This window comes from Kribbella aluminosa, assembly GCF_017876295.1.
GTDB lineage: Bacteria > Actinomycetota > Actinomycetes > Propionibacteriales > Kribbellaceae > Kribbella > Kribbella aluminosa.
In genome coordinates, this window is sequence record NZ_JAGINT010000002.1 from 4,333,185 (window position 1) to 4,357,551 (window position 24,367).

Genomic DNA, 24,367 nt, shown 5'->3' on the forward strand with positions numbered 1-24,367 from the left:
CTCTGATGCTACCCATGAGTAACAGACTCCCAAACCACCTGGCCGTGTGCGTCCGCTCACAAGAAGAGAAAGGGAAGGTGGAGAGGAGGTTGTCGCACCAGGGTCCCCTCACAAACCTGTTACCCGTGGCAATGCGGCGCGAATGGGCGCATGCTGGTGGTCAAGGTCCGCGTTACTGGAGTTGTTCCATGAACAATGTTGATCTGGCCGTACCGGTCCTCAGCCGGGGGAAACACCGCAGCCCGCGCAAGGGCGCCTGCTTCATGGAGTTCGCGTCGTACCTGGCCGGCGAGCCGTGGTCCGACCATCCGGCCTGCACGCATCCGCTGCTGGCCGGTGTCGCCCGCGACGTGAACGACTGCACCAGCGACTCCGGGCGTTCCCGGCTCGCACCACTGATCCCGTCCGTGATCGGGCTGACCCCCGACGATCCACACGTCGTACCGCGGGTCGCCGCCCACTGCATCCGGCACGCGCTGCCGGTCGTCTCGCAGGAGCGCCAGTACATCCTGGCTGTCGCGCTGCTGGTGGGGGAGCGGCAGCTCGCCGCACTGGACGGGCGGCCGCCGGACGACCTCGAGCCGGAGTCGGTCGCGGTCCTGCAGGCCGTCCCGCAGGCGACCAAGTGGGCGCGGTCCTTCACCGCCCGCGGGCGCCGGGTGACACCGGACTTCGCCCGCCGTACGGCGCCGCGCGCGGTCTCGTGTGCCGTCGAGGGCATCTCGCAGGCCTGCGTCCCGAACCCGGACGACCGGCTGTACCAGCTGCTGCTGGACGCGATCGCGGAGACCAGGGCCTGGATGCCCGCACCCAAGCCGGTGCCGGTTGAACCGGAGGTCGTACGCTTCACGGTGTGACCTTGGAGATTCCGTTCCACGAGTGGGGATCCGCAAGCAGTGCCGCACCCGGAATCCTGCTGCTACAGGAGATCTTCGGGGTCTCCGACTACATCAAGGAGCGCGCGGCGGATCTGCACGCCCTCGGCTACTACGTGATCGCGCCGGAGATCTACTGGCGCCTGGACGACACCGAGCTGGACGAGTCCGCTCCGGATCTGATGCCGCGGGCGATGGGCATCGTCCAGCGGCTCGACTGGGACCAGGCGCTCGCGGACTCGGTCGCCGCGCTGGAGTACCTGCAGGCGCGCGGTCGACGTACTGCGGTCGTCGGCTTCTGCTTCGGCGGCGGGCTCGGGTACAACGTGGCCGCCGTCGCGTCGCCCGACGTACTGGTCAGCTACTACGGCTCCGCGCTGCCGCGGCTGCTCGAGCTCCGGACGGAAGCCGCCAGCCTGCACCACTTCGGCAATGCGGACGCGTTCCTGGACGTGGACGCGATCGTGCCTGCGCTGACCTCTACCAACACGGTCGAGGTGTACCGGTACGACGGTGCCGGGCACGCGTTCGACAACCCGCTGCCGATGTTCCACAACGCCGACGCGTCCGCGCTCGCGTGGCGGCGTACCGAAGACTTTCTCGCCCGGCATCTACCGACAACTCAAGGATGAGCATGAGCCTGTACGACATTCCGCTGACCACTCTGTCCGGTGCGCCGACCTCGCTCGGGGAGTACAAGGGCAAGGCCGTACTGGTCGTCAACGTGGCGTCGAAGTGCGGCCTGACGCCGCAGTACGAAGGCCTGGAGAACCTGCAGAAGAAGTACGAGGCGCGCGGCTTCACCGTGCTCGGCGCCCCGTGCAACCAGTTCGGCGGCCAGGAGCCCGGCTCCGCCGAGGAGATCGAGACGTTCTGCTCCACGACGTACGGCGTGACGTTCCCGATGCTCGACAAGCTCGAGGTGAACGGCGACGGGCGGCACCCGCTGTACGCCGAGCTGACCCGGACGGCCGACGCCGACGGCGAGGCCGGCGACATCCAGTGGAACTTCGAGAAGTTCCTGATCGCCCCCGACGGCACCGTCGCCGCCCGCTTCCGCCCCCGCACCGAGCCGGAGTCCACCGAGGTCGTCACCGCCATCGAGGCCCAGCTTCCCGCCTAGCACCGCCGACCGCCCGCCACGTCCACCCGTGGCGGGCGTTCCTTTGCGGGCCATTGCAACAACTCTTTCGAAAGAGTACTTTCGACGCATGCCGAACCCGCATCGCCGGCTCAGCGACCCCCGTGAGCTCAACGCCCTGGCCCATCCGGTGCGGATGGCGATCGTCGAGCTGCTGTCGATCAGCGGGCCGCTGACCGCCACCGAGCTGGCCGATCGGCTCGACGAGACGCCTGCCAACTGCTCCTGGCACCTGCGGAAGCTGGCGCAGCACGGCTTCGTGGTGGAGGCCGAGGGCGGGAAGGGGCGGCAGCGGCCCTGGAAGGTACCGGGCCTCGGGTTTCGCTGGGACGAGGAGCATGCGTCGGGGTCGGTCGAGGAACGGCGCGCGGCGCAGGCGTTGTCCGACGTGATGATGGGCCGGGCGATCGATCGCCTGCGGGAGTCGCAGGAGCGGGCGCCGGACGACGCCGAGGACTGGCGTGCGGCGCGGAGCAACACCGAGATGGTCGCCTGGCTCACAGCGGCCGAGCTCGAGGAGATGAACGCCGCGATCAACGCGGTGCTCGACCGCCACATCGAGCGGCTGACCGATCCGGTGCAGCGTCCGGCGAACGCGCGACTCTGCGAGTTCGTCGCCTGGGGCGTCCCGACGTACTTCCCGGGGGTCGATCCGGCATGAGGAAGCTGTTCGGGCAGCCCGGATTCACGCGCCTGTTCGGCGGCCTGAGTACGTCGATGCTCGGCGACTCGGTGATGCTGCTCGTGCTGAGCATGTGGGTGAAGACGCTGACCGGCTCGAACGCACAGGCCGGCCTGACGTTCTTCTTCATGGTGCTCCCGGCACTCGGTGCGCCACTGCTCGGCGTCTGGGTGGACCGGCTGCCGCGCAAGCCGATCCTTGTCTGGGGCAACCTGGCCAGCGCGGCCGCCGTACTCCCGCTGGTGCTCGTCCGGGACGCGGGCGACGTGTGGCTGATCTGGGTCGTCGCCTTCCTGTACGGCGTTTCGTTCGTCGTGCTGCCCGCCGCGGTGAACGGGCTGCTCAAGGAGCTGCTGCCGGACGAACTGCTCGTCGACGCGAACTCCAGCCTCGCCACGATCAAGGAGGGCTATCGGCTGTTCGGTCCGCTCGTCGGCGCGGCGGTGTTCGCGACCGCGGGTGGCTGGCTGGTGGCGATCATCGACGCGACCACGTTCGCCGTCGCCGGGTTGCTGATCGCGACGATCAAGGTCACTGAGACGCAGGCCCCGGCGCGGAGCACCTTCCGGGATGATCTGCTTGGCGGGGTGCGGTTCCTGGTCGCTGATCGCGTGCTTCGCAACGTTCTGGTCGGGTTGGCGATCTCGATCCTCGTGATCGGGTTCTTCGAGTCCTCGATCTACGCGCTGATGGATGCCTTCGGCAAGCCACCGACGTTCTCCGGGGTCTTCGTGACCTGCCAGGGCGTCGGAGCCGTGGCCGGCGGCCTGACCGCAAGTCGCGCCGTACGGCGGCTCGGGGAGATCGCCACCTGCGTTCTCGGTCTGCTGACGCTGGCGGTTGCCACGATCGTCTGTGCCGTCGCGCCGACGATCGCCGTGGTGCTCGTGGGCGCCGCGATCTGCGGTGTCGGGCTGCCGTGGACGTTCGTGGCGCTGACGACGCTGATGCAGCGCAGGTCGCCGAGCCACCTGATCGGCCGGGTGTCGACCGCGGTCGAGGTGCTGATCTCGACGCCGCAGGCGATCTCGCTCGCACTCGGCAGCCTGCTCGTCAGCGTGCTCAGCTACCGCCAGATCTTCGCCGTCATCGCGACGGTGATCCTCCTCGGCGCCCTTCAGACCCTCCTCAGTCTCCGCGCCGACATCCGCCAGGACCTGAAGCCGAAGGTCCTCAATCCGGTCGAGTAGCGGCCAGAGGTTTAGTCGAGCGGTTTGGCCGGGGCCTCGGAGGCCATCGCGTCGGTGAGGATGTCGGCGGTGAGGGCGATCTGCCACGGGCGGGCGTGGTGGTCGCGGAGGAACGCCGTGACGACGTCGACGGTCAGGTCCTCGGGCGGGGACCAGGCGAGGCGGCGGATGGTGTCCGGGGCCAGCAGGTTCTCGGTCGGGAGGCGGTGCGCCTCGGCGATCTCGGCGACCGACGCACGGGCCGTCGAGAGCCGGGCGGCGGCATCGGGGTCCCGGTCGGCCCAGGCGCGGGCCGGCGGCGGGCCGTCGTACCTCGGGCCCTGTTTGGGCAGCTGGGACTCGGGCAGTTTGCGGGCGTGGTCGACCGCCTCCCACCAGGTCCGCATGTGCCGGTGCGCGCCGCGGCCCTTGAACGCGGTGAGCTTCTGCAGAGCCTCCCGCTCGGTCGGCATCGCCGACGCCGCCTCGACGATCGCCGCGTCCGGCAGGATCCGGCCGGGGGAGATGTCAGCGGCCTCCGCGATTTGGTCGCGGGCCTCCCAGAGCGCCCGGACGACGGCCAGGCTACGGCGGTTCCGCACCCGGTGCATTCCCGACGTACGGCGCCACGGGTCCGGCTTCGGCTCCCGCGGGGGAGCGTCCAGGATCGCGGTGAACTCCTGCTCGGCCCACTCCCACTTGCCCGCGTGGCGGAGCTCCTGCTCGATCGCGTTCCGCAGCTCGATCAGCATCTCGACGTCGAGCGCGGCGTACACCAGCCAGGGCGACGGCAGCGGCCGGGTGGACCAGTCGGCGGCGGAGTGCTCCTTGCGCATCCGGTAGCCGAGCACTTCGCTGACCAGCGACGCGAGCCCGACCTTCGGGTAGCCCAGCAGCCGGCCGGCCAGTTCGGTGTCGAAGACCTGGCGCGGCACCATCCCGACCTCGGCCAGGCAGGCCAGGTCCTGGTTGGCCGCGTGGATGATCCACTCGGTGTCGACGATCGCGTCGCCGAGCGCGGACAGGTCCCCGAACGGGATCGGGTCGACGAGGGCTGAGCCGGAGCCTTCGCGGCGCAACTGGACCAGGTACGCACGGTGCGAGTAGCGGTAGCCGGACGCGCGCTCGGCATCGACGGCGACCGGACCGGTACCGGCCTGGAACGCCTCGACCGTCTCGGTCAGTGCCGGGTCGCTGTCGATCACCTCGGACAACCCGTCCCTGAGCTCGAGCAGGGGCAGGTCAGCATCTTGGTTCGACGCGGCCGGGGCCTCCGGTGCGGATGGCTGCTCCTGGTTGGCTGGGCTCATCGGCCCCGCTGTCCACGCCGGGTCGGCATCGCGACCACCCCCGGCGGAACGGGCGGCAGACCGGCCGCCGTACACAGCACTTCACCCCAGGCCTCGGCGTGCCGGGTCACGTCGACCAGTCCGCCGGCGCCCGGCACCGGGCTCCAGGACGCGCGGATCTCGATCTCCGCGGTCGCGTCGTCGTCGGCCATCCCGCCGAAGCTCTCCGATACCACCCTGGTCACGGTACCGCTCGGTGCCAGGAAGTCGGCGCCGCGGTCCGCGAGCGCCTCCATCAGCCAGGTCCAGCCCACGCCGCCGAGCAGCGCGTCGGTCACCATCTCCGGTTCGACGGCGGCGCGCACGTATGCGACACAGCGGAAGGTCGACTGCCAGGCGTCGTTCCCCGCGGGATCGTAGAGGACGACCAGGCGGCCGGTGGCGACATCGTCACCGTCGACCGTCACGTCCGCGCTGACCGCCGCCGCATGCGGTGCGATCCGCTGCGGTGCGGGCATCTCCTCGACGAAAACCTCGGGCCGGAACCGGGCACCCCGTAACTGCGAGACTGCCTCGGCGAACTCCGCGGGTGGCGCGTCGACCTGCTTGCGGGCACCCATATCGGCAGCCTACGACTGATTACTCACCGACGCGTGCGACGACGCGCCGGTAGCTCTATGTATGGCCGCGCCTCCGGCACGGCGGGTCATGGGGCCCTTGGCTCCCGACCACCAGGTGGCTGTTGACGGAGGCGTGGGATCATCCCTGTGTGACGTTACCTCCCTCGCTGGACCGTTCCGCCTACCTGCTCGCCGCCCGGGGTGAGCGGCCGCCGCACACTCCGGTGTGGTTCATGCGCCAGGCCGGGCGTGCGCTGCCCGAGTACCGCGCGGCCCGGGAGGGCATCTCGATGCTCGAGTCGTGCATGCGGCCCGACCTCGTCGTCGAGTTAACGCTGCAGCCGGTCCGCCGTTACGGCGTCGACGCGGCGATCTTCTTCTCCGACATCGTGTTCCCGCTGCAGGCGGCCGGCTTCGACGTCGAGATCAAGCCGGGCGTCGGCCCGGTGGTCGCGGAGCCGATCCGGGACGCCGCCGGGGTGGCCAGGGTCCGTCCGGTGACGCCGTCCGACGTGTCCTTCACCACGGAGGCCGTGCGGCAGCTGGTGTCCGAGCTCGGCGGTACGCCGCTGATCGGGTTCGCGGGCGCTCCGTTCACGGTGGCGTCGTACCTGGTCGAGGGCGGGCCGAGCAAGGACTTCGCGAAGACCAAGGCGATGATGCACGGCGACCCTTCGTTGTGGCATGCGCTGGCCGACCGGCTCGCGGACGTCGCGATCGCGTTCCTGTCGGTCCAGGTGGAGGCCGGTGCGTCGGCGATCCAGCTGTTCGACTCGTGGGCGGGCGGGCTGTCGCCGCGGGACTACGAGCGGTTCGTGATGCCGCACTCGGCGAAGGTGTTCGACGCCTTGAAGCAGTACGACGTACCGCGGGTGCACTTCGGCGTGAACACCGGCGAGCTGCTCGGGCTGATGAGCGCGGCCGGCGCGGACGTGGTCGGGGTGGACTGGCGGGTGCCGCTGGACGAGGCGGTCCGGCGGCTCGGCACGCCGAAGCCGGTGCAGGGCAACCTCGACCCGGCGCTGCTGTTCGCCGGCTGGGAGGCGATCGAGCCGGAGGTCGACCGGATCCTCGCCGAAGGGGCGTCAGCTCCCGGGCACATCTTCAACCTCGGCCACGGGGTCCCGCCGAACGCGGATCCCGACGTGCTGCAGCGGATCACCAAATACGTGCAGTCAGCTCATGTACCTGCCTGACCACGAGGTGACGCTGGAGCCGCTGAGCGCCGAGCACGCCGACGCCGTGCTGGCCTTCGAGCTGGAGAACCGTGCGTACTTCGCCTCGTGGATCTGGGACCGCGGCGACGAGTACTTCGCGGACTTCGCGGCCCGGCACGCGGCGCTGCTCACCGAGCAGGAGGAAGGCGTCTGCCGCTTCCACCTGCTGGTCGACGGCGACGGCGCGGTGGTCGGACGGGTGAACCTGATCGACCTGGAGAACGGGTCGGCCGAGCTGGGCTACCGGATCGCCGAGAAGTGGGCGGGCAAAGGTCTCGCGACGGCCGCGGTGCGGGCGATCGTCCAGCTGGCTCCCGGCTACGGATTGACCTCGCTCCGGGCGGGGGCCTCGGACCGAAACCCGGCGTCGCAGGCGGTGCTCACCCGGGTGGGTTTCCGCCAGGTCGGCGTCTCGAGCACCGACCTCGGGCCGGGAAAGCAGTACGTATTGGAGGCGCTGTGAGCCGGGTTGTGGTGGTCGGCGGCGGGATCAGCGGACTGGCGGCGGCGCACGCGCTCGCGACCGGGCCGAATCCGCCGCAGGTCACGATCCTCGAAGGGTCGCCGCGACTCGGCGGCAAGCTGGCCGGCGACCAGATCGAGGGCGTGCCGGTCGACCTCGGCGCCGAGTCGGTGCTGGCCCGGCGGCCGGAGGCAGTCGACCTGATCCGGGCGGTCGGGCTCGATCTGGTGCACCCGGCGACCACCTCGGCCGGGCTGTGGGTGGGCGACCGGATCCGGGCGATTCCGCCGACCGTGATGGGCGTCCCGGTGGATCCGTCCGCGACCGCCGACGTACTCGGGGAGGCCGCCGCCGAGCAGGTCGCGCGCGAGTCGGAGCTGGCGCCGCCCGCGCTGACCGAGGACGTGGCGATCGGGCGGTTCGTGGCGGAACGGATGGGGTCCGCGGTCACCGAGAAGCTGGTCGATCCGCTGCTCGGCGGGGTGTACGCCGGGAAGGCCGAGGAGATCTCGCTGGCCGCCGCCGTACCCGACCTGTACGCGAAGCTCCGGACCGCGCCGAGCCTGCTCGCCGCCACCGCCGAACTGCGCGAGCTCGGGCAGAAGCGCGCCGGTCAGCCGGTGTTCGCGGGTGTTGCCGGCGGCATCAACCGGATCGTCACCGCGCTCGAGAAGGACCTGGTCGGCCGCGGCGTGCAGATCCGGACCAAGCTCGCCGTACGCCGGATCACCCGGACCGCCGGCGGGTTCGAGCTGGAGGCCGGGCCGGTGCCCGCGCCGACGTACCTGACCGCGGACGCGATCGTCGTCGCCGTACCCGCGACGCCCGCCGCGCGGATGCTCGCGGAGCTGGTGCCGGCGGCATCGACCGAGCTGGCGGCGATCGAGTACGCGAGCATGGCGATCGTCACGCTCGCCGTCCGGAAGGCCGACTGGCCCGCCGGGGCGACCGGTTCGGGCTTCCTGGTGCCGTCCGTCGAGGGCCGCACGATCAAGGCCGCGACGTACTCGCACGCCAAGTGGGCCTGGTCCGCGGAGGCCGGGGGAGACCTCGCGGTACTGCGGACCTCGGTCGGCCGGCTCGGCGAGGAGCACGTGCTGCAGCGCTCCGACGAGGAGCTGGTCCGGTTGGCGGTGGCCGATCTGTCGAAGGCGATCGGATTGCCCGACGTCGTCGGGTCGTTGGTGACCCGGTGGGGCGGTGGGCTTCCGCAGTACGCCGTGGGGCACCTGGACCGGGTCGACCGGGTGGAGGCGGCAGCGTCCGGCGTGCCGGGCCTGGCGCTCTGCGGGGCGGCGTACCGGGGTGTCGGGATCGCCGCGTGTGTGGCATCGGGTGGCAAGGCGGCCACCCGGGTGCGGGACCACCTGAACGCATTGGAGACAATGAAGTCGTGACTGGTAAGCCGAAGGCCCGTGAGCTGAACGATGTGATCCGCTACACCTTGTGGTCGGTGTTCAAGGTCGAGACGCCGCTGGGTGATGCGGACCGGGACGAGCTGACCGCGGAGCTGACCGACCTGGTCGGGAAGCTGGCCGCGGACGACGTGGTGATCCGCGGGATCTACGACGTCGAGGGCTTCCGGGCGGACGCCGACTTCATGATCTGGTGGCACGCGCCGACCTCGGACGCGCTGCAGGAGGCGTACCACGCGCTCCGCCGGTCGCGGCTGGGCCGGCACCTGGTCCCGGTCTGGACACAGTTCGCGCTGCACCGGCCGGCCGAGTTCAACAAGAGCCACATCCCGGCGTTCCTGGCCGACGAGGAGGCACGCCCGTACATCTGCGTGTACCCGTTCGTCCGATCCTACGAGTGGTACCTGCTGCCGGACGAGGAGCGCCGGTTCATGCTCGCCGAGCACGGCAAGATGGCGCGCACCTACCCCGACGTCCGGGCGAACACGGTGGCGTCGTTCGCGCTCGGCGACTACGAGTGGATCCTCGCCTTCGAGGCCGACGAGCTGCACCGGATGGTCGACCTGATGCGCGACCTGCGCGCGTCCACGGCCCGGCGGCACGTCCGCGAAGAGGTCCCGTTCTACACCGGCAAGCGGACCGAGATCGCCGACCTGATCGCGAACCTGGTCTGATGGGCAAGGCGTTCCCGGTGCTGTACGTCACCGACGTACGCCGGTCCGTCGAGTTCTACACCCTCCTCGGCTACGAGCCGACGTACCAGTTCCCGCTCGAGGGCGACCCGCACTACGTCGGCCTCGAGCGCGGCGACTCCTCGCTGGGGCTGTCCGACGCCAACTGGCCGGAGGCCCAGCTCGGCATCACCGTCGGTGCGGCGCCGCGCTTCGAGCTTTTCGTGTACGTCGACGACGTGGAAGCCGAGGTGGAGCGCTTCCGGGCGGCCGGCCACCCGGTCCTCCAGGAGCCGGCCACCATGCCGTGGGGCGAGCGCCAGGCCTACCTGGCCGACCCCGAGGGCAACCCGATCGCTCTCGCCACCCCCATCTGACCCGTCACGTCCGAAGATGTGAGGGTCAGAGGCCACGGTTCTTCGGACGTAAGCGTCAGGTACCGGGCTTTTGGAGGAGGTAGTCCTCGGCGCGCATCGACGTCGGGGGCCGGACGTCGGACGGGATCAGCTCGCGGAGGTCGCGCTCGGTGAGCTTGTCCGGGTCGCTGGCCGACAGCCGGGTCGCCTGGTTGGAGACGGCTTCCTCCAGCACGTTCCGGATGAACCGGCCGTTGCCGAAGCTGTGACCGCGCGGCGCCGGCGGGATCACGGTGCGGACCTTGTCGAGCACTTCCTCGCCGTAGATCATGCCCTTCTGGTGCGCCTGCAGCTCGAAGATCTGGACCAGTTGGTCGGTGTCGTACTCGCTGAACGACAGCAGCTTCGGGAACCGGGACTGCAGGCCGGTGTTCGACTCCATGAAGCGCTGCATCTCGCGGTGGTACCCGGCGACGATCACGATGCAGTCGTTGCGGTGGTCCTCCATCATCTTCAGGATCGTCGCGACCGCTTCCAGGCCGTAGTCGCCGGGCGTGTTCTCCGGCGTCAGGCTGTACGCCTCGTCGATGAACAGCACGCCGCCGAGCGCCTCGCGGAACTTGGCCGCGGTCATCGGTGCCGTCGAACCGACCGCGGCGCCGACCAGGTCGGAGCGGTCGACCTCGACCACGTGGCCCTTCTCCAGGACGCCGAGCTGGTGGTAGATCCGGCTGAGCAGCCGGGCGATCGTCGTCTTCGCCGTACCGGGCTTGCCGACGAAGACCATGTGCCGGGCCCGCTCGTGGCTGGGCAGGCCGAGCTCGCCGCGGCGCAGGTTCGTCTTCACCTCGGCGACCATCCGGCGGACGGCGTCCTTCACCGAGGCCAGGCCGATCAGCGAGTCGAGCTCGGCCAGCGGGTTGTCGGTCAGGTCGACCGGCTTCGGCGGCAACGGCTCGCCGTCGACGGTGCTGCCGGCCCGCTGCTTGTCCTCGGTGTCCTTGACGCTGCTCCACGCGGCCGCCAGGGAGTTGTCCTGCTCGGCCGCGGCGGCGGTCTCGAGGGAGTTCCAGCGCTCCCGGTCGAGCATCCGGAACAGCGTCGTCAGGTCGGGGATCTCGGGCTCCGGCCACGGCTGCTTGCTGAGTACGCCGGACAGGTGCACGCCGACCCGCGCGGCGGCGGCACCCCAGGACCGGGCGAGCGGTGACTGCCCGTTGCGGATCGCCCGCGACATCCACTGGTTGACGTGGCCGTGCCAGGTCTGCAGGTTGAACCTCGGGCGCAGGTCCTCGAGCGCCTTGTGGACGTCGATGGTGGCGTCGCCGAGGATGTTCGCCACGGACTGCGGGATGCCGTGCAGCCCGGCGGCCAGGATCAGCTCGGACATCACCTGGGCGAAGTCGCCGGCGTACTCGTCGGGGATCGCCATCAGCATCCGGGCGTGGGTGTCGCGGATCGAGTTCAGCGAGTACTTGAGCGCGGCGGTCGGGCCGGCCAGCTCGGGGAGCAGGGCCCGCTCGCCGGGCTTGAGCGCGTCGGTGCGCCAGTACTTCGCGATCTCGTCGTACTCGCCGGTGAGGTGCAGGTGGAAGGCCTCGCGGTCGGCCACCACCCGGTCGAACGCGGCGGCCAGGGCCTCGGCGCGAGCCGCCATCGGGGGAGCGTCGACGAACAGCCGGATCACGTCGCGGGACACCAGCAGCGCGTGCTTGCGACCGAGCTCGCGGAAGCCGCGGGCGCCGGCGATCGCCTGCAGGTGCCAGTCGGTGGGCGCCGCGTAGATCACGTGACCGTTGCCGCCGAGGCGGGAGGACGGCCGGTAGAAGTCGTGCGTGAGCTCGGTCGACAGGTCGGCGTACTCACCGTGCAGGACGGGGATCCACCCGGTCAGCAGCGGCGCCGCCTGGTGGGTGAACCAGACCGCGGCCGGCGTCCCCCTCACGAAGTCCGGGAACGCCTCCGGCCGCAACGGCCGCAACGCCTCCGGATCGTCCGCCCAAACCTTCAGCTGAGCCCGAACGCGTTCCGTCCACGCCGGCGGAACCTCCCACGGCTCTGCGGCCGAGAGCACATCCAGAACCCGCGGTGTACGGACCTCGTCAGCCACCAATTTCCTTCCCCAGGAACAACCAGCCGACCCAGTCTAGGGCCCCGGCGGGCGATCAGGCCGGTGCGAGGGTGAGGCTCACGCTGTTGATGCAGTAGCGGAGGTCGGTGGGGGTGCCGTAGCCCTCGCCCTCGAAGACGTGGCCGAGGTGGGAGCCGCAGTTGGCGCAGCGGACCTCGACGCGCTTCAGGCCGAGGTCGTGGTCCTCGATGTACTCGACCCGGTCCTCCGCCAGCGGGGCGAAGAAGGACGGCCAGCCGCAGTGCGAGTCGAACTTGGTCTCGCTGCGGAACAGCTCGGCGTCGCAGGCGCGGCACTTGTAGACGCCGACCGTCTTGGTGTCGGTGTACTCGCCGACGAACGGCCGCTCGGTGCCGGCCTGGCGCAGTACGTGGAACTCGGCGGGGGAGAGCTGCGCCTTCCACTCCGCATCGGACTTGTGGACCGTGTACTCCTTGGTGTCATCTGTCACCACACCAGTATCGGCCGCCCGGAGCCGAAAACCCCGCCCGGGCGACCGACGTAACACTCCGGTTAGCGCACCCAGGAGGGCAGCGGGGTCAGCTTCACCACCTGCGGGTCGTGGTCGGAGATCTGGTCCGGGAACTCCGCGTTCATGTGCACGACGTCGTACGCCGCCGTCGGCCGCAGGTTCTGCGACACCAGGATCTGGTCCAGGATCTGGCTGTTGCCCTCGAACACGTAGCTGTACCGCTCGGTCAGCGGCAGCGTCCGCGGCAGGTCGACCAGGGCGGTCTTGCCCGACCCGACCAGGATGTCCGCGGTCTGCGACCAGTCGAAGTCGTTCAGGTCACCGAGTACGACGATGTTCGCGCCCTTGTCCTTCGCCAGGATCTGGTCCACGAACCCGCGGACCACGGCGGCCTGCTGGTGCCGCTTCGGGGCGCTGGACTGCACCGGCGGCTGGAACCGGCCCCACAGCGGGTCGTCGCCGCCCTTGGAGCTGAAGTGGTTCACGACGACGAACACGGTCTGCCCGTGCCACTTGAACTCGCCGGCCAGCGGCACCCGGGTCGCGGCCCACGCCGGGTTCGCCGGGTCGACCCGCCCCGGCGACGCGCTCAGGTGCGGGCGTCCCGCGTGGTCGGTGACGATCGTGGTCGCGGTCGTCGAGCCGCCGCCGGGCGTGTCGACGAACTTCAGCGGTTTGTCGGTCCGGTACAGGAACGCGACCCGGATGTTGCCGCCCGGCTCGCCGCCCTCGGCGTTGTTCACCGGGTCGATCTGCTTCCAGGTGTACTTCGGTCCGCCCGCCTTGACGATCGCCGCGGCCAGCATGTTCAGCGTCTTGTCGGCGGCCGTCGTACCGGAGTTGACCGCGCCGTCGTTGTCCTGCACCTCCTCGAGCCCGAGGACGTCCGGCGACGCGAGGTTGTGGACGACGGCCTGCGCGAGCCCGTCGAACTTTGCGTCACCGTCGGACGGGTCCAGGTTCTCCACGTTGAACGTCGCCACCGACAGCTGCGTCGGCCCGGAGGCCCGCGTGACCTCACGCTTGACCCCGCCGTCGATCACGGTCGGCGTGGTGGTCGGCAGGAGCTTGTAGTTGCCGAACGAGTAGTCCAGGACACCTGCGACGGTACCGGCCAGCTTGTCGCCGGTCTTCGCGTCCGGGATCGGCGTCAGTACGTCGTCCAGCAGCACCCGCTCCGGGTTCGAGTCGGTCTTCTGCAGCAGGATCCCGCCGCGGACCGTGCGGACCCCGGACCCGGCCGGTACGACCGACAGCTCACGGAACGAGCTGGTCGGACCGGTGACCTCCGGCTGCTTGATGCCGATCCACATGCCCTCGAGCGACTCCCAGAAGTCGAGCCCGTCGTTGGCCGGGTCGAAAGCGGTGCTGGTCTTCTCGACGTCACCGGTCGAGTCGTCGTCGATCACCGTCGACGGCGGCACCCGCCCGCCCGGACCGACGATCGTCGGAGCCGGTACGGCGGCCGTACCGGTGACCGTGACGTCCGCGTTGGTCAGCTCGGTGGTGGTGAGGTTCGTCGTACCGCCGGCGCCGCCCGGGCGGAACTCGGCGACCGTGCCCTCGACGCTCAGCGCGTCGCCGACCGATACCGTCGGTGCCGAGCTGGTGAAGACGAAGATGCCCTCGCTGGTGGCCGGGTTGTCGTCCGGCTGGGTGTCCTGGAACCAGAACCCGTTGCCGCTCTTCGCGGTCACCACGCCGGTGACGTTGCTGACCCGCTTGCCCTCCAGCGGCGAGCGGTGGGCGGCGCCCTGGATGTCGTGGATCTTCGCGTCAACGGGCGGCTCGGCCGGGCCGCCGGTCAGCGTGCCCGGCGACGGGTCGCCCGCGACGAAGTCGGCGCTGTTGTTGTCGGTGTCCTGCTTCGGGTCCTTGCGCGCGGCCGAGGTGGTGTTCGACAGGCCCGGCGCGGGCGCGGTCTCGGAGTCGTTCGCCGTACCGAAGCCGACGTAGTCGCGGACCGCGGGGTCGGCGTGGCAGGCCGAGCCACAGGCGAGCGCGGTCTGGCTGGTGACCAGCGCGACCTTGCCGGCGCTCGCGGACATCGCGATCGTCCCGGTCACGTTCGGCGTCGGCATCGGCTGGCCGTTGGCGCCGCCGGCTTCCTGGACCAGGTACACGGCGCCCGGCGCGATGCTGCCGGTCAGCTTCGTGACCTGCCACGACGTACCGGCGGCGGAGGCGTACTGGATCGACCAGCCGCTCACGTCGACCGGGGCGGAGCTGTTGTTGGTCAGCTCAACGAAGTCGTTGGTGTACGGCGCACCGCTGTTGCCGCCACCGCCGTACACCTCGGTGATGAGCACGTCGGAGGAAGCGGCGTCGGCGGGCCGGGCGACCAGGGTCGCGGCGCCGGCCAAGGCGAGACTCGAGGCGACCACGAGAGCGCCGATGCGGCGTCGTGATCCGTTCAGGGCAGACATGGCCCGGATTCTCACATCGGTATGTGGTCCATCCAAGGCCCAATACGTGAACACCGGGTGCGGCGGTCAAACGCACGGGTGATCATTCGCCGGTCCTGCCCGCCCCAGTGGGACAGGACCGGCGAAACCTCGATCAGTTCACGGCTACCGCGGTCCACGCCGCGGCGACCGCGGCCTTCTCCGCGCTGCTCGCGCCGTACAGGTCGGTGGCCGCGTTCAGCGTCGCGGTCCGGGCCTGCGTGTACGTCGTACCGCTGGTCATGTACGTGGTCAGCGCGCGGAACCAGATCTTGCCGAGCTTGTCATGGCCGATGCCGGTGAGCGTCGAGCCGTCGCAGGTCGGCGAGTTGTGCGGCAGGCCGCCGATCGTCTTCGCGCCGGAGCCCTCGGCGAGCAGGTACGCGAAGTGGTTGGCGATACCCGACGAGTAGTGCACGTCGAGGTTGCCGACACTCGACGAGTAGCAGTCGGGGGAGTTGCCGTCCTTGCTCGGCTTGTCCATGAACCGCAGCGCCGGGCGGTCCTTCATGATCTTCTCGCCGATGTAGTAGTCGCCCGGGTCGGCCGGGTTGTTCGCGTAGAACTCGACCATCGTGCCGAGGATGTCGCTGGTGGCCTCGTTCAGACCGCCGGACTCACCGGAGTACGTGAGGTTCGCGGTGTGCTCGGTGACGCCGTGGGACATCTCGTGGCCGGCCACGTCGAGCGAGACCAGCGGGCCGGCCGCGACGTTGTCACCGTCGCCGTACGTCATCTGCTTGCCGTCCCAGAACGCGTTCACGTAGTTGGAGCCGTAGTGCACGCGGCTCGGGACACCCTTGCCGTCGCCGAAGATCCCGTTCCGGCCCTGCACGTTCTTGTAGTAGTCGTACGTCGTCTCCGCGCCGTAGTGCGCGTCGACGGCCGCCGACGTCCGGTCCGAGTTCGTGCCGTTGCCCCAGTGGTTGTCGGCGTCGATGAACTTGGTCGCCGCGACGCAGCCCAGCTGGAAGACCTGGCAGAGGACCGAGTCGGTCTTGTTGTTCGCGTCGCCGGTCCAGCCGCCGCCGCGGGTGGCGTCGGTCAGCGTGAAGCCGCCGGTCGCCGTACTCGTCTCGATCGGCACGGTCCCGGAGTACAGGCTCTTGCCGTCACCGGTGGCCGTCTCGATGTGCTGCTCGCTGATCAGCTTCGCGCCGGTCAAGGCGTCGACGGTGGTGGTGATGCGGCTCGGCGTACCGTCCTTCTGGGTGCCGACCGTGGTGACCAGGTACGCCAGCCGCGGCGCGCCCTTGCGGGCCTCGATCACCAGGCTGGGCTTGCCTTCGGACTTGACCCCGTTGGTCAGCGCCTTCGCGGTCGCGGTGGCGGCGCCGAGCTTCGGCGTACGGCTGATGTTCGCGGTTTTGGTGAGGGTCAGGCTGGCGCTCTTGAAGGCGCCGTCCTTGGTCTCGTGGACGACGACGTCGCCGCCGAGGACCGGGAGGCCGCCGATCGTGCGGTCCATCCGCACGTGGCTGCTGCCGTCCTTGTCGACGATCACGTCCTTGACCACGAACGCGTCGGCCGTCGTGGCCCGCAGCGCGGCCAGGTTGCCGCTGATCGCCTCCTTGGCCTTCGCGACGGCCACGGCGGGGCTGGGGAGAGGGGAAGCCGTCGGTGCACCGGTGGCAGTAGATGCGCTGGTCAGTCCGAGGGCGGTGGTGGTCGCCACTGCAGTCGCAGCGGCGAACAGGGCGGATCTGTTCATCCTCGCGCTCCTTGTCAGGTGTCCCGGAGGCCTCACGCCCCAGGAACGAGGTGCTGGAACGTTACCGCCCAGTCACCGAACGTGGCCAGGGGTTGGGAAAAGTTGCCGTTCCGTCGCGGATCCGGGTTTTGGTCGGTCCGGGGCGATAGCGTCTCGGCATGGCGAAGAGCACGGCGGTGATGCTCACCGTGGGGGAGCGTGAGGTCCGGGTTTCCAGCCCCGAGCGGGTTGTCTACGAGGCGACAGACTGGGCTCCGGAGGTTTCGAAGCTGCAGGTCTGCGAGTACTTCGTCGCGGTGGCGCCCGCGTTCATGCACGCCTCGGGGGACCGGCCGGTCGCGCTGGAGCGCTGGCCCGGTGGGTGGCGCGAGGGGATGACCTTGTCGGTCGACTCGATCGGCCGCCAGACCGGCGACGGGTTCTACTCGAAGCGGCTGCCGAAGGGCGCGCCGGACTGGCTGGAGACCTGCCGCGTGCTGACGCCGAACGGCCGCCCGATCGACGAGCTGTGCCTGTCCGAGCCGGCCGCCGCGGTCTGGGCAGCGCAGATGGGCACGCTGACCTTCCACCCGTGGGCAGTCCGCCGTACCGATCTCGACCGTCCTGACGAGCTGCGGATCGACCTCGACCCGCAGCCCGGGGCGACCTTTGCCGACGCCCGCCGGGTGGCCGGTGTTGCGCGGGAACTGCTGGACGAGCTGGGGCTCCGTGGGTACCCGAAGACCAGTGGCAACCGGGGGATCCACATCTACGTGCGGATCCGGCCCGAGTGGTCGTTCGACGAGGTCCGGCACGCCGCGATCGGCCTCGGCCGCGAGCTCGAGCACCGCGACGACGGCGTCACCACCGCCTGGTGGAAGGAGGAACGCGGCGAGGCGTCGATCTTCCTCGACTTCAACCAGAACCTCCGCGACCGGACGGTCGCCGGCGCCTGGTCGCTCCGGCCCCGGCCCGGTGCGCCGGTCAGTACGCCGATGTCCTGGGAGCGGCTCGCCGAGGTCGACGACCCGCGGGCGTTCAACCTGCACACGGTCCCGGAGTACCTCGCCGACGGGGACCCGTGGGCCGACATGGACGAGACGGCGTACGCGCTCGACCCGCTGCTGCGGTTGTGGGAGGAGCTGCCCGGCGGCGAGCTGAACTTCCCGCCGGACTACCCGAAGATGCCGGGCGAGCCGCCGCGGGTGCAGCCGAGCAAGAAGGTCGCCGAGCACTGGGACGAGCAGGGCAACCGCATCCCTGACATTCCGTAGCGCTGTCTCGTCGGGTGGGTATCGACACGCTCATTCGCTAGGAGACACCTGTTATGGACGCTCGTCTGGATCTGTTCACCAACCCCGTACTCGGCAAGTTCATCAAGCACCTCAACTCCGCGGCCCGGGTCGCGCTGGACGCCGGCGTTCCGCTCGCGACGCTCGAGCTGGTCGAGCTACGGGCCAGCCAGATCAACGGCTGCGCGTACTGCGTCGACATGCATTCGAAGGACCTCGCGCACCACGGCGAGACCGCCGTCCGGATCAACCTGGTCGCGGTCTGGCGCGAGGCAACCGTCTACACCGACGCGGAGCGCGCCGCCCTGGCGCTGACCGAGGCCGGCACCCGGATCGCCGACGCCGCCGGCGGAGTCCCCGACGACGTCTGGCAGAACGCGACCAAGTACTACGACGAGAACCAGTTGGCCGCCCTGGTGGCCGCCATCGCCGGCATCAACACCTGGAACCGCCTCAACGTCATCACCCAGCAACCAGCCGGCGACTACGTCCCCGGCCAATGGGGATAACCTGCCCCATCACCACCCACCCCCACCACGCCCACGTCCCACCCCCACACTCACGTCCGCGTCGCGCCCCCAGGCCCGTGTCGCGCCGCCACCCGTACGTCTGCGTCGCGCCCCCAGGCCCGTGTCGCGCCGCCACCCGTACGTCTGCGTCGCGCCCCCAGGCCCGTGTCGCGCCGCCACCCGTACGTCTGCGTCGCGCCCCGACGCCCGTGTCGCGCCGCCACCCGTACGTCCGCGTCGCGCCCCCACGCCCGCGTCGCGCCCCCACGCCCGCGTCGCGCCCCCACCCTCACGTCCGCGTCGCGTCGCCACGACCACACCCGCGTCCCCGCCCCGAGGTCCCGCCGCCCACGTTCCCACCCATGTCCCGCCCCCACGTGCGCCGCATTCTCGCGACGCCATTTGAGTGGTTAACCACTCAGGTGGTGCCTTTGCACCTCGCATGCAGCGGGTGAAGGCACCATCTCAGGGGTTAACCCCTGAAACGGGGCTCTCTTGACGCAGGTGTGGGCGTTGGTCGGACCGTGTGATGCCGGAGCCAGGTGGGCGAGGGGGTTTCGCCGGCGTGGGTGCCCGACGCGCGGGCGGGGTTCACCATGACGATCGCGGCTGTACGCCGAATCGTGGCGTTTGGCTGGTGTCCTCACCCGCGAGTCGTGGATCGGGGTCGCCGGCTACGGCGTGTCGTTCGCCGAATCCCACGACTCGACGAACAGCTCGCTGCGCCGTACGACTGATCGGTCGTAGTTGAGCGAGGTCGGGGGAATTCGGGTGGTCGGTTCAGGTGGACAGCATCGCTCTCGGCGGTTCCAACCCCTGGACGGTGCCGTCCGGCCGGCAGGCTCTCCAGGCGGAGAACATGCGCAAGTGGACAAGAAACGCATGCTCGGGCGACACGACTACGCCTCGGTCTGTGGCGACAGGTAGAGCGCCGGGGAGACGCTGTACGCGCGGGCGCGGTCACGCTCAGGTGCACTACCCGGCCGCCGGACATGTCCTGTCGGCATTGCACGCGGGCACGCCCCCGCGACGCCACCCCGGAAACACACCACCCAGCCATACATCAGTCACAAGAGCCTCAAACGGGCCGACGGCTGGGAGGGCGGTGTGGCCGCGGCCTGAAGGTGGGCCGGGCTGCGGAGGGTGGAGCAGGTGGTGGGTGGGGGCGCGGGCCGGGGAGCGGGTGGGGGCGCAGGCCCGCGGGGGTGGAGCGGGTGATGGGTGCGGGCGTGGGCCGCGGGGGGTGGAGCGGGTGATGGGTGCGGGCGTGGGGGGTGGAGCGGGTGGTGGGTGGCGGCGTGGGCCGCCGGGGGTGGAGCGGGTGGTGGGTGGGGGCTCAGATGGTGCGGAGGGCGCCGCCGTCGATCGGGATGATTGCGCCGGTCAGGTAGGAGGCGGCGGGGGAGAGGATGAAGGCGGCGACGCGGCCGAACTCGTCGGGGGTGCCGTAGCGGCGCAGTGGGATGGTCTTCTCGGAGGCGCGGCGGACGGCCTCCGGGTCGCCGGACTTGCCGTCCAGCTCCTTCAGGCGGGCGGTGGAGATCCGGCCGGGCATCAGGCCGTTCACCCGGATGCCGTTCGGACCGAGCTCGTCGGCGAGGGTCTTCGCGACCATCGCCAGCCCGGGGCGGAGACCGTTCGAGATCGCCAGCCCGTTGATCGGGGACTTCACCGACGACGACAGTACGAACGCGATCGACGTACCCTCCGCCCCGGCCCGTGCGACCGCCCGGGCGATCCGCAGCCCGCCGAGGAACACGCTGTCGAACGCGGCCCGCCAGTCCGCCTCGTCGGTGTCCAGCGCGGTCCCGGCCCGCGGGCCGCCGACGCTGATCAGCGCGCCGTGCAGCTCGCCCCACTTGGCGATCGCGGTGGCGGCCAGCCGCTCCGCACTCTCTGGATCGGCGTTGTCGACCGGGATGCCGACGACGTTCGCGCCCAGCTCCGCGGCGGCCCGGGTGATCGACTCCTCGTTCCGGCTGGAGATCACCAGCCGGGCGCCTTCGGCGGCAAGGGCCTTCGCGGTGGCGAAGCCGAGCCCGGCGCTGGCGCCGGTGACGATGTAGGTGCGATCGCGCAGTCCTAGGTCCACGACTCCATCCTGCCGCACCCCACGCGGGCGCGCACCTCGAACGTGGCCGATGGCAAAGACCTAGTACGCCGACCTGCGCAGCGGGGACTCGGCCGTCGTCAGGTGCCAGGCGGTGTTCACCAGGCCGAGATGCGAGAACGCCTGCGGGAAGTTCCCGAGCATCCGCCCGGAGCCGACGTCGTACTCCTCGGCGAGCAGCCCGACGTCGTTGCGGAGGGCAACCAGCTTCTCGTACAGGTCGCGGGCCTCGCCGACCCGGCCGACCATCGCGAGCGCGTCGGCCAGCCAGAACGAGCAGATCAGGAACGTGCCCTCGTCGCCGCTCAGCCCGTCGTCGGTGTGCTCGGTCAGGTACCGCCGGACGAACCCGTCGACGGTCAGTTCACGCTGCACCGCGTCCACCGTGCCGGCTACCCGCGGGTCGTCGGCCGGCAGGAACCCGACCTGCGGGATCAGCAGTACGGCGGCATCGAGCGCCTTGCTCCCGTACGCCTGCGTGAACGTGTTCCGGTCCGGGTCGTACGCCTGCTCGCAGACCGCCTTGTGGATCTCGTCCGCGCGCGCCCGCCACTCCTTGGCCGGCCCGCTCAGCCCGAACCGCTCGACCGCCCGCGCGGCCCGGTCGAACGCGACCCAGGCCATCACCTTCGAGTACGTGAAGTGCTGCCGCCCGCCGCGGACCTCCCAGATCCCTTCGTCGGGCTGGTTCCAGACCTCGTCCAGGTGCCGCATCAGGCCGCGCTGGACCTGCCAGGCCTCGTCGGTCGCGCCGATCTCGGCCTCCCGGGCCAGCGCGAGCACGTCCATCACCTCGCCGAACACGTCGATCTGCAACTGTTCGGCGGCCGCGTTCCCGATCCGCACCGGCGCCGCCCCGGCGAACCCGGGCAGCCAGCCGGCCTCGAACTCGGTGAGCCGGCGCTCCCCGGTCACGCCGTACATGATCTGCACGTCCTGCGGAGAGCCGGCGATCGCGCGCAGCAGCCAGTTCCGCCAGGCCTCGGCCTCGTCGGTGTACCCGGCGCGCAGCATCGCGGACAGCGTCATCGTTGCGTCGCGCAACCAGCAGTACCGGTAGTCCCAGTTCCGGGAGCCGCCGAGCGTCTCGGGCAACGAGGTGGTCGGGGGCCGCGACGATCCCGCCGGACGGCGCGTAGGTCAGCGCCTTCAGCGTCAGGATCGACCGCGTCACCTCCTCGCTGAGCTCGGTGGTGCTGGTACTGCGGCCGATCCAGTCCGTCCAGAAGTCCTCGGTCGGCTGCAGCGACGCGATCGCGTCGGTCGCCCGCGGGACCGGATGGTGCGACGGGTGCCAGGTCAGGACGAACCAGGCCCGGTCGCCCTTGCCGACCCGGAAATCGCCGTACGTCGTGAGATCGCGGCCGTACTGGTGGACGTCGGAGCGCAGCGAGACCGCGTCCGGTCCGGCGATCGCGTCGATCTGACCGTCGGAGCGGCGGACCCACGGAACCACGTGACCGTAGTCGAACCGCAGCTTCAGCTCGGACCGCATCTCGACGGACCCGTGGATGCCCTCGACGATCCGGACCACGTCCGGCGCCGCGTCCCGGGGCGGCATGAAGTCGATCACCCGCACCGTCCCGGTCGGGGTCGACCACTCGGTCTCCAGGACCAGCGTGTCGCCGCGGTAGTGCCGGCTGCTGACCGCGTCCGCGTCCCGGGGCGCGATCCGCCAGCGACCGTTGTCGTCGGTGCCGAGCAGCGCCGCGAAGCAGGCGGGGGAGTCGAACCGCGGGAAGCACAGCCAGTCGATCGAGCCCCGCTTCGACACCAGCGCGGCGGTCTGCAGGTCACCGATCAGCGCGTAGTCCTCGATCCGCCGCTCCGGCGTGGGCCGGCTGTTCGACGTCCTCGGCGTCTGCTGGTGGCTCGTCTCCGGATTCGGCCCCCGACTTGGCCCCCGACTTGTCACTGCGGCCTCCCGTTTTCGTGAAGTAGACGAGTCCACCGATCGCCAGCAGCGCGAAGAAGAACCACTGCAGTGCGTAGAAGAAGTGTGGACCGTCGTCGATCTCCGGGCCGGGGAACCCGCTGAAGGACGGGTCGTTGGCGGGGTCCTGCTTGGTGATCTGCAGGTAGCCGTCGTACAGGTTCAGCCCGAGGACCTTCGCGAAGTCGGGCCCGTTGATCAGCCGGGCCGTTCCGTTGTCCGGCGTACCGCCGGTGGTGCTGCCGCCGCGTTCGCTGCGCTGCAGGCGCCCGGTGACGGTCACCTGCCCACTCGGTACGGCGGGGACGTGCAGCGGCATCAGCTCCGAGCTCTGGCGGGCGATGAAGCCGCGGTCGATCAGCAGCGCCTTCCCGTCCGGCAGGACCAGCGGCGTGACGATCTCGAAACCGGGTCTGTCCTGGACGTTGCGGTACTTCAGGATCACCTGCTTCGAGGCGTCGTACCGCCCGGCGACGACCACGGTGCGCCAGGCGTGCTGATCGCCCACGACACCCGGCGGCCCCAGGATCTGGTCGATGGACGCGGGCTGGGCGGCCAGGTTGGTCCTGGTCACCGCGTTGCGTGCCTTGCGTTCGTCGAGACGGTGCAGCTGCCAGCGACCGAGCTCCACGCACACGACAGCCAGGAGCAGGACGCCCAGCGCGGCGGCGATCCAGCGGAGGTTCACGATACGACCCACGTCTCGAACTTAAGCCATCCCCTGAAATACCCGACGCCCGGCACGTACGCTGGGGGGATGACGGCGATCCGGGAAGCGGCACACAACGGCCTGGCGGACCGCTACGGCCGGGTCGCGACGGACCTCCGGGTCTCGCTCACGGACCGCTGCAACCTGCGCTGCACGTACTGCATGCCGGAGGAAGGCCTGGACTGGCTCGGCAAGCCCGAGCTGCTCACCGACGACGAGGTCGTGCGCCTGGTCTCGGTGGCCGTCACCCAGCTCGGGGTGCACGAGATCCGCTTCACCGGCGGCGAGCCGTTGCTGCGCCGCGGGCTGGTCGGCATCGTCGCCCGTACGGCGGAACTCGCGCCGCGCCCCGAGATCTCGCTGACCACCAACGGGATCGGGCTCGCCCGGCAGGCGCAGGCGCTGAAGGACGCCGGTCTGGACCGGGTGAACGTGAGCCTCGACACGGTGAACGCGGACACGTTCCAGCAGCTCGCCCGCCGGGACCGGCTCAAGGACGTGATCGCCGGGCTCGAGGCCGCGCACGACGCGGGCTTGACGCCGGTGAAGGTGAACGCGGTCCTGATGCGCGGCGTGAACGACACGGACGCGCCGCAGTTGCTGGAGTTCTGCCTCGCCCGTGGATACGAACTGCGGTTCATCGAGCAGATGCCGCTGGACGCCCAGCACGGCTGGGACCGGGCGACGATGGTCACCGCCGACGACATCCTCGGCATGCTCACCGACCGGTTCCACCTGACCCCGGACGACGCGTCGAAGCGCGGCAGCGCGCCGGCCGAGTCGTTCCTGGTCGACGGTGGGCCGCGGACGGTCGGCATCATCGCGTCGGTGACGCGGCCGTTCTGCGGGGACTGCGACCGGGTCCGGCTGACCGCCGACGGTCAGATCCGCGACTGCCTGTTCGCGCGCACCGAGTCCGATCTGCGGTCCGCGCTGCGGTCCGGCGCCGACGACGCGGAACTGGCGGACCGCTGGCGGCGCGCGCTGCTCAGCAAACTTCCGGGCCACGGCATCAACGACCCGAGCTTCCTGCAGCCGTCCCGCCCGATGTCCGCCATCGGCGGTTGATCCGGGCTAATCCGGAAATGTGATTTTTCGGTATCTCCCGGGCGTGTGCGCTCGACATTCACCTAGGGCGTGCCCGGTAATTCCCCGCCTACTGCGGGGCACTCGGGACGC

23 protein-coding genes and 1 pseudogene are annotated in these 24,367 nt (G+C 70.4%); 14 read left to right on the forward strand and 10 right to left on the reverse strand.

Annotated features, from left to right (window positions below; translation table 11 throughout):
* Positions 1-188: 188 nt before the first annotated feature.
* The 5 genes from JOF29_RS41640 to JOF29_RS41660 all read left to right on the forward strand — a co-directional run bounded on the left by JOF29_RS41640 (position 189) and on the right by JOF29_RS41660 (position 3,888).
* Entirely contained in the window at positions 189-857 is a 669-nt protein-coding gene (locus JOF29_RS41640) for a hypothetical protein (RefSeq protein ID WP_209699784.1), read from the forward strand.
* Positions 854-1,507, forward strand: a complete 654-nt coding sequence (locus JOF29_RS41645) for a dienelactone hydrolase family protein (RefSeq protein ID WP_209699785.1) — start codon at positions 854-856, stop codon at positions 1,505-1,507. The genes JOF29_RS41640 and JOF29_RS41645 overlap by 4 nt, the downstream gene beginning before the upstream one ends.
* 2 nt (positions 1,508-1,509) lie before the next feature.
* Positions 1,510-1,998, forward strand: coding sequence for a glutathione peroxidase (locus tag JOF29_RS41650; RefSeq protein ID WP_209699786.1), 489 nt, complete (start codon positions 1,510-1,512; stop codon positions 1,996-1,998).
* An 88-nt stretch (positions 1,999-2,086) separates the two neighbouring features.
* Entirely contained in the window at positions 2,087-2,677 is a 591-nt protein-coding gene (locus tag JOF29_RS41655) for a winged helix-turn-helix domain-containing protein (RefSeq protein WP_209699787.1), read from the forward strand.
* A complete protein-coding gene (locus JOF29_RS41660; RefSeq protein ID WP_209699788.1) occupies positions 2,674-3,888 on the forward strand; it encodes an MFS transporter in 1,215 nt (404 codons plus the stop codon). Before JOF29_RS41655 ends, JOF29_RS41660 begins: the two co-directional genes overlap by 4 nt.
* Before the next feature lie 11 nt (positions 3,889-3,899).
* Here JOF29_RS41660 and JOF29_RS41665 read toward each other — a convergent pair whose 3' ends face one another.
* Together JOF29_RS41665 and JOF29_RS41670 are read right to left on the reverse strand one after the other, a co-directional pair.
* Positions 3,900-5,177, reverse strand: a complete 1,278-nt coding sequence (locus JOF29_RS41665; protein ID WP_209699789.1) for a ribonuclease D — start codon at positions 5,175-5,177, stop codon at positions 3,900-3,902.
* Positions 5,174-5,776 (reverse strand): DUF3000 domain-containing protein, encoded by a 603-nt coding sequence (locus JOF29_RS41670; RefSeq protein ID WP_209699790.1) that lies wholly within the window; start codon positions 5,774-5,776, stop codon positions 5,174-5,176. The genes JOF29_RS41665 and JOF29_RS41670 overlap by 4 nt, the downstream gene beginning before the upstream one ends.
* Before the next feature lie 149 nt (positions 5,777-5,925).
* Between JOF29_RS41670 and hemE the strand changes: the two genes are divergently transcribed.
* Genes hemE through JOF29_RS41695 form a run of 5 tightly spaced genes read left to right on the forward strand, consistent with a single transcriptional unit; the run spans position 5,926 to position 9,919 of the window.
* Positions 5,926-6,972, forward strand: a complete 1,047-nt coding sequence (hemE, locus tag JOF29_RS41675; RefSeq protein WP_307863974.1) for a uroporphyrinogen decarboxylase — start codon at positions 5,926-5,928, stop codon at positions 6,970-6,972.
* The gene (locus JOF29_RS41680) at positions 6,959-7,456 is read left to right on the forward strand and encodes a GNAT family N-acetyltransferase (protein WP_245359932.1); all 498 of its coding nucleotides are present in this window, start codon (positions 6,959-6,961) and stop codon (positions 7,454-7,456) included. The genes hemE and JOF29_RS41680 overlap by 14 nt, the downstream gene beginning before the upstream one ends.
* The gene (hemG, locus tag JOF29_RS41685; protein ID WP_209699791.1) at positions 7,453-8,853 is read left to right on the forward strand and encodes a protoporphyrinogen oxidase; all 1,401 of its coding nucleotides are present in this window, start codon (positions 7,453-7,455) and stop codon (positions 8,851-8,853) included. Before JOF29_RS41680 ends, hemG begins: the two co-directional genes overlap by 4 nt.
* Positions 8,850-9,545, forward strand: coding sequence for a hydrogen peroxide-dependent heme synthase (gene hemQ / locus JOF29_RS41690; RefSeq protein ID WP_307863975.1), 696 nt, complete (start codon positions 8,850-8,852; stop codon positions 9,543-9,545). Before hemG ends, hemQ begins: the two co-directional genes overlap by 4 nt.
* Positions 9,545-9,919: a VOC family protein gene (locus JOF29_RS41695; RefSeq protein ID WP_245359934.1), complete on the forward strand. Its 375-nt coding sequence runs from the start codon at positions 9,545-9,547 to the stop codon at positions 9,917-9,919. The genes hemQ and JOF29_RS41695 overlap by 1 nt, the downstream gene beginning before the upstream one ends.
* A gap of 55 nt (positions 9,920-9,974) precedes the next feature.
* On the opposite strand, the gene JOF29_RS41700 is transcribed toward JOF29_RS41695, so the two are convergent.
* The 4 genes from JOF29_RS41700 to JOF29_RS41715 form a co-directional block, all read right to left on the reverse strand.
* Entirely contained in the window at positions 9,975-12,008 is a 2,034-nt protein-coding gene (locus JOF29_RS41700) for an AAA family ATPase (RefSeq protein ID WP_209699792.1), read from the reverse strand.
* A 55-nt stretch (positions 12,009-12,063) separates the two neighbouring features.
* Complete coding sequence (gene msrB / locus JOF29_RS41705; protein WP_209699793.1) at positions 12,064-12,480, reverse strand: peptide-methionine (R)-S-oxide reductase MsrB; 417 nt, start codon at positions 12,478-12,480, stop codon at positions 12,064-12,066.
* Positions 12,481-12,542: 62 nt separating this feature from the next.
* Positions 12,543-14,927, reverse strand: coding sequence for a DUF8508 domain-containing protein (locus tag JOF29_RS41710; protein ID WP_209699794.1), 2,385 nt, complete (start codon positions 14,925-14,927; stop codon positions 12,543-12,545).
* A gap of 133 nt (positions 14,928-15,060) precedes the next feature.
* Entirely contained in the window at positions 15,061-16,656 is a 1,596-nt protein-coding gene (locus tag JOF29_RS41715; RefSeq protein WP_209699795.1) for a M4 family metallopeptidase, read from the reverse strand.
* A gap of 158 nt (positions 16,657-16,814) precedes the next feature.
* On the opposite strand from JOF29_RS41715, the gene JOF29_RS41720 reads away from it, so the two are divergent.
* Complete coding sequence (locus JOF29_RS41720) at positions 16,815-17,909, forward strand: DNA polymerase domain-containing protein (RefSeq protein ID WP_209699796.1); 1,095 nt, start codon at positions 16,815-16,817, stop codon at positions 17,907-17,909.
* A 53-nt stretch (positions 17,910-17,962) separates the two neighbouring features.
* Positions 17,963-18,436, forward strand: coding sequence for a carboxymuconolactone decarboxylase family protein (locus JOF29_RS41725; protein ID WP_209699797.1), 474 nt, complete (start codon positions 17,963-17,965; stop codon positions 18,434-18,436).
* Positions 18,437-19,772: 1,336 nt separating this feature from the next.
* Here the strand turns inward: JOF29_RS41725 and JOF29_RS41730 are convergent.
* Both JOF29_RS41730 and JOF29_RS44235 read right to left on the reverse strand, forming a co-directional pair.
* Positions 19,773-20,528: an SDR family oxidoreductase gene (locus JOF29_RS41730; protein WP_209699798.1), complete on the reverse strand. Its 756-nt coding sequence runs from the start codon at positions 20,526-20,528 to the stop codon at positions 19,773-19,775.
* Positions 20,529-20,588: 60 nt separating this feature from the next.
* Entirely contained in the window at positions 20,589-21,641 is a 1,053-nt protein-coding gene (locus tag JOF29_RS44235; protein ID WP_245359936.1) for a glycoside hydrolase family 15 protein, read from the reverse strand.
* Positions 21,642-21,736: 95 nt separating this feature from the next.
* Between JOF29_RS44235 and JOF29_RS44240 the strand changes: the two genes are divergently transcribed.
* Positions 21,737-21,973 carry a hypothetical protein gene (locus JOF29_RS44240; protein ID WP_245359938.1) on the forward strand — a complete coding sequence of 79 codons (237 nt, stop codon included), beginning with the start codon at positions 21,737-21,739 and terminating at the stop codon, positions 21,971-21,973.
* Positions 21,974-21,984: 11 nt separating this feature from the next.
* Here the strand turns inward: JOF29_RS44240 and JOF29_RS44245 are convergent.
* Both JOF29_RS44245 and JOF29_RS41740 read right to left on the reverse strand, forming a co-directional pair.
* Positions 21,985-22,320 (reverse strand): annotated as a pseudogene (locus JOF29_RS44245) (trehalase-like domain-containing protein); the annotation flags it as partial.
* A 19-nt stretch (positions 22,321-22,339) separates the two neighbouring features.
* Positions 22,340-23,179 (reverse strand): SURF1 family cytochrome oxidase biogenesis protein, encoded by an 840-nt coding sequence (locus JOF29_RS41740; RefSeq protein ID WP_307863976.1) that lies wholly within the window; start codon positions 23,177-23,179, stop codon positions 22,340-22,342.
* A gap of 57 nt (positions 23,180-23,236) precedes the next feature.
* Here JOF29_RS41740 and moaA point away from each other — a divergent pair, with 57 nt between their 5' ends.
* Positions 23,237-24,256, forward strand: coding sequence for a GTP 3',8-cyclase MoaA (gene moaA / locus JOF29_RS41745; protein ID WP_209699799.1), 1,020 nt, complete (start codon positions 23,237-23,239; stop codon positions 24,254-24,256).
* Positions 24,257-24,367: the final 111 nt, after the last annotated feature.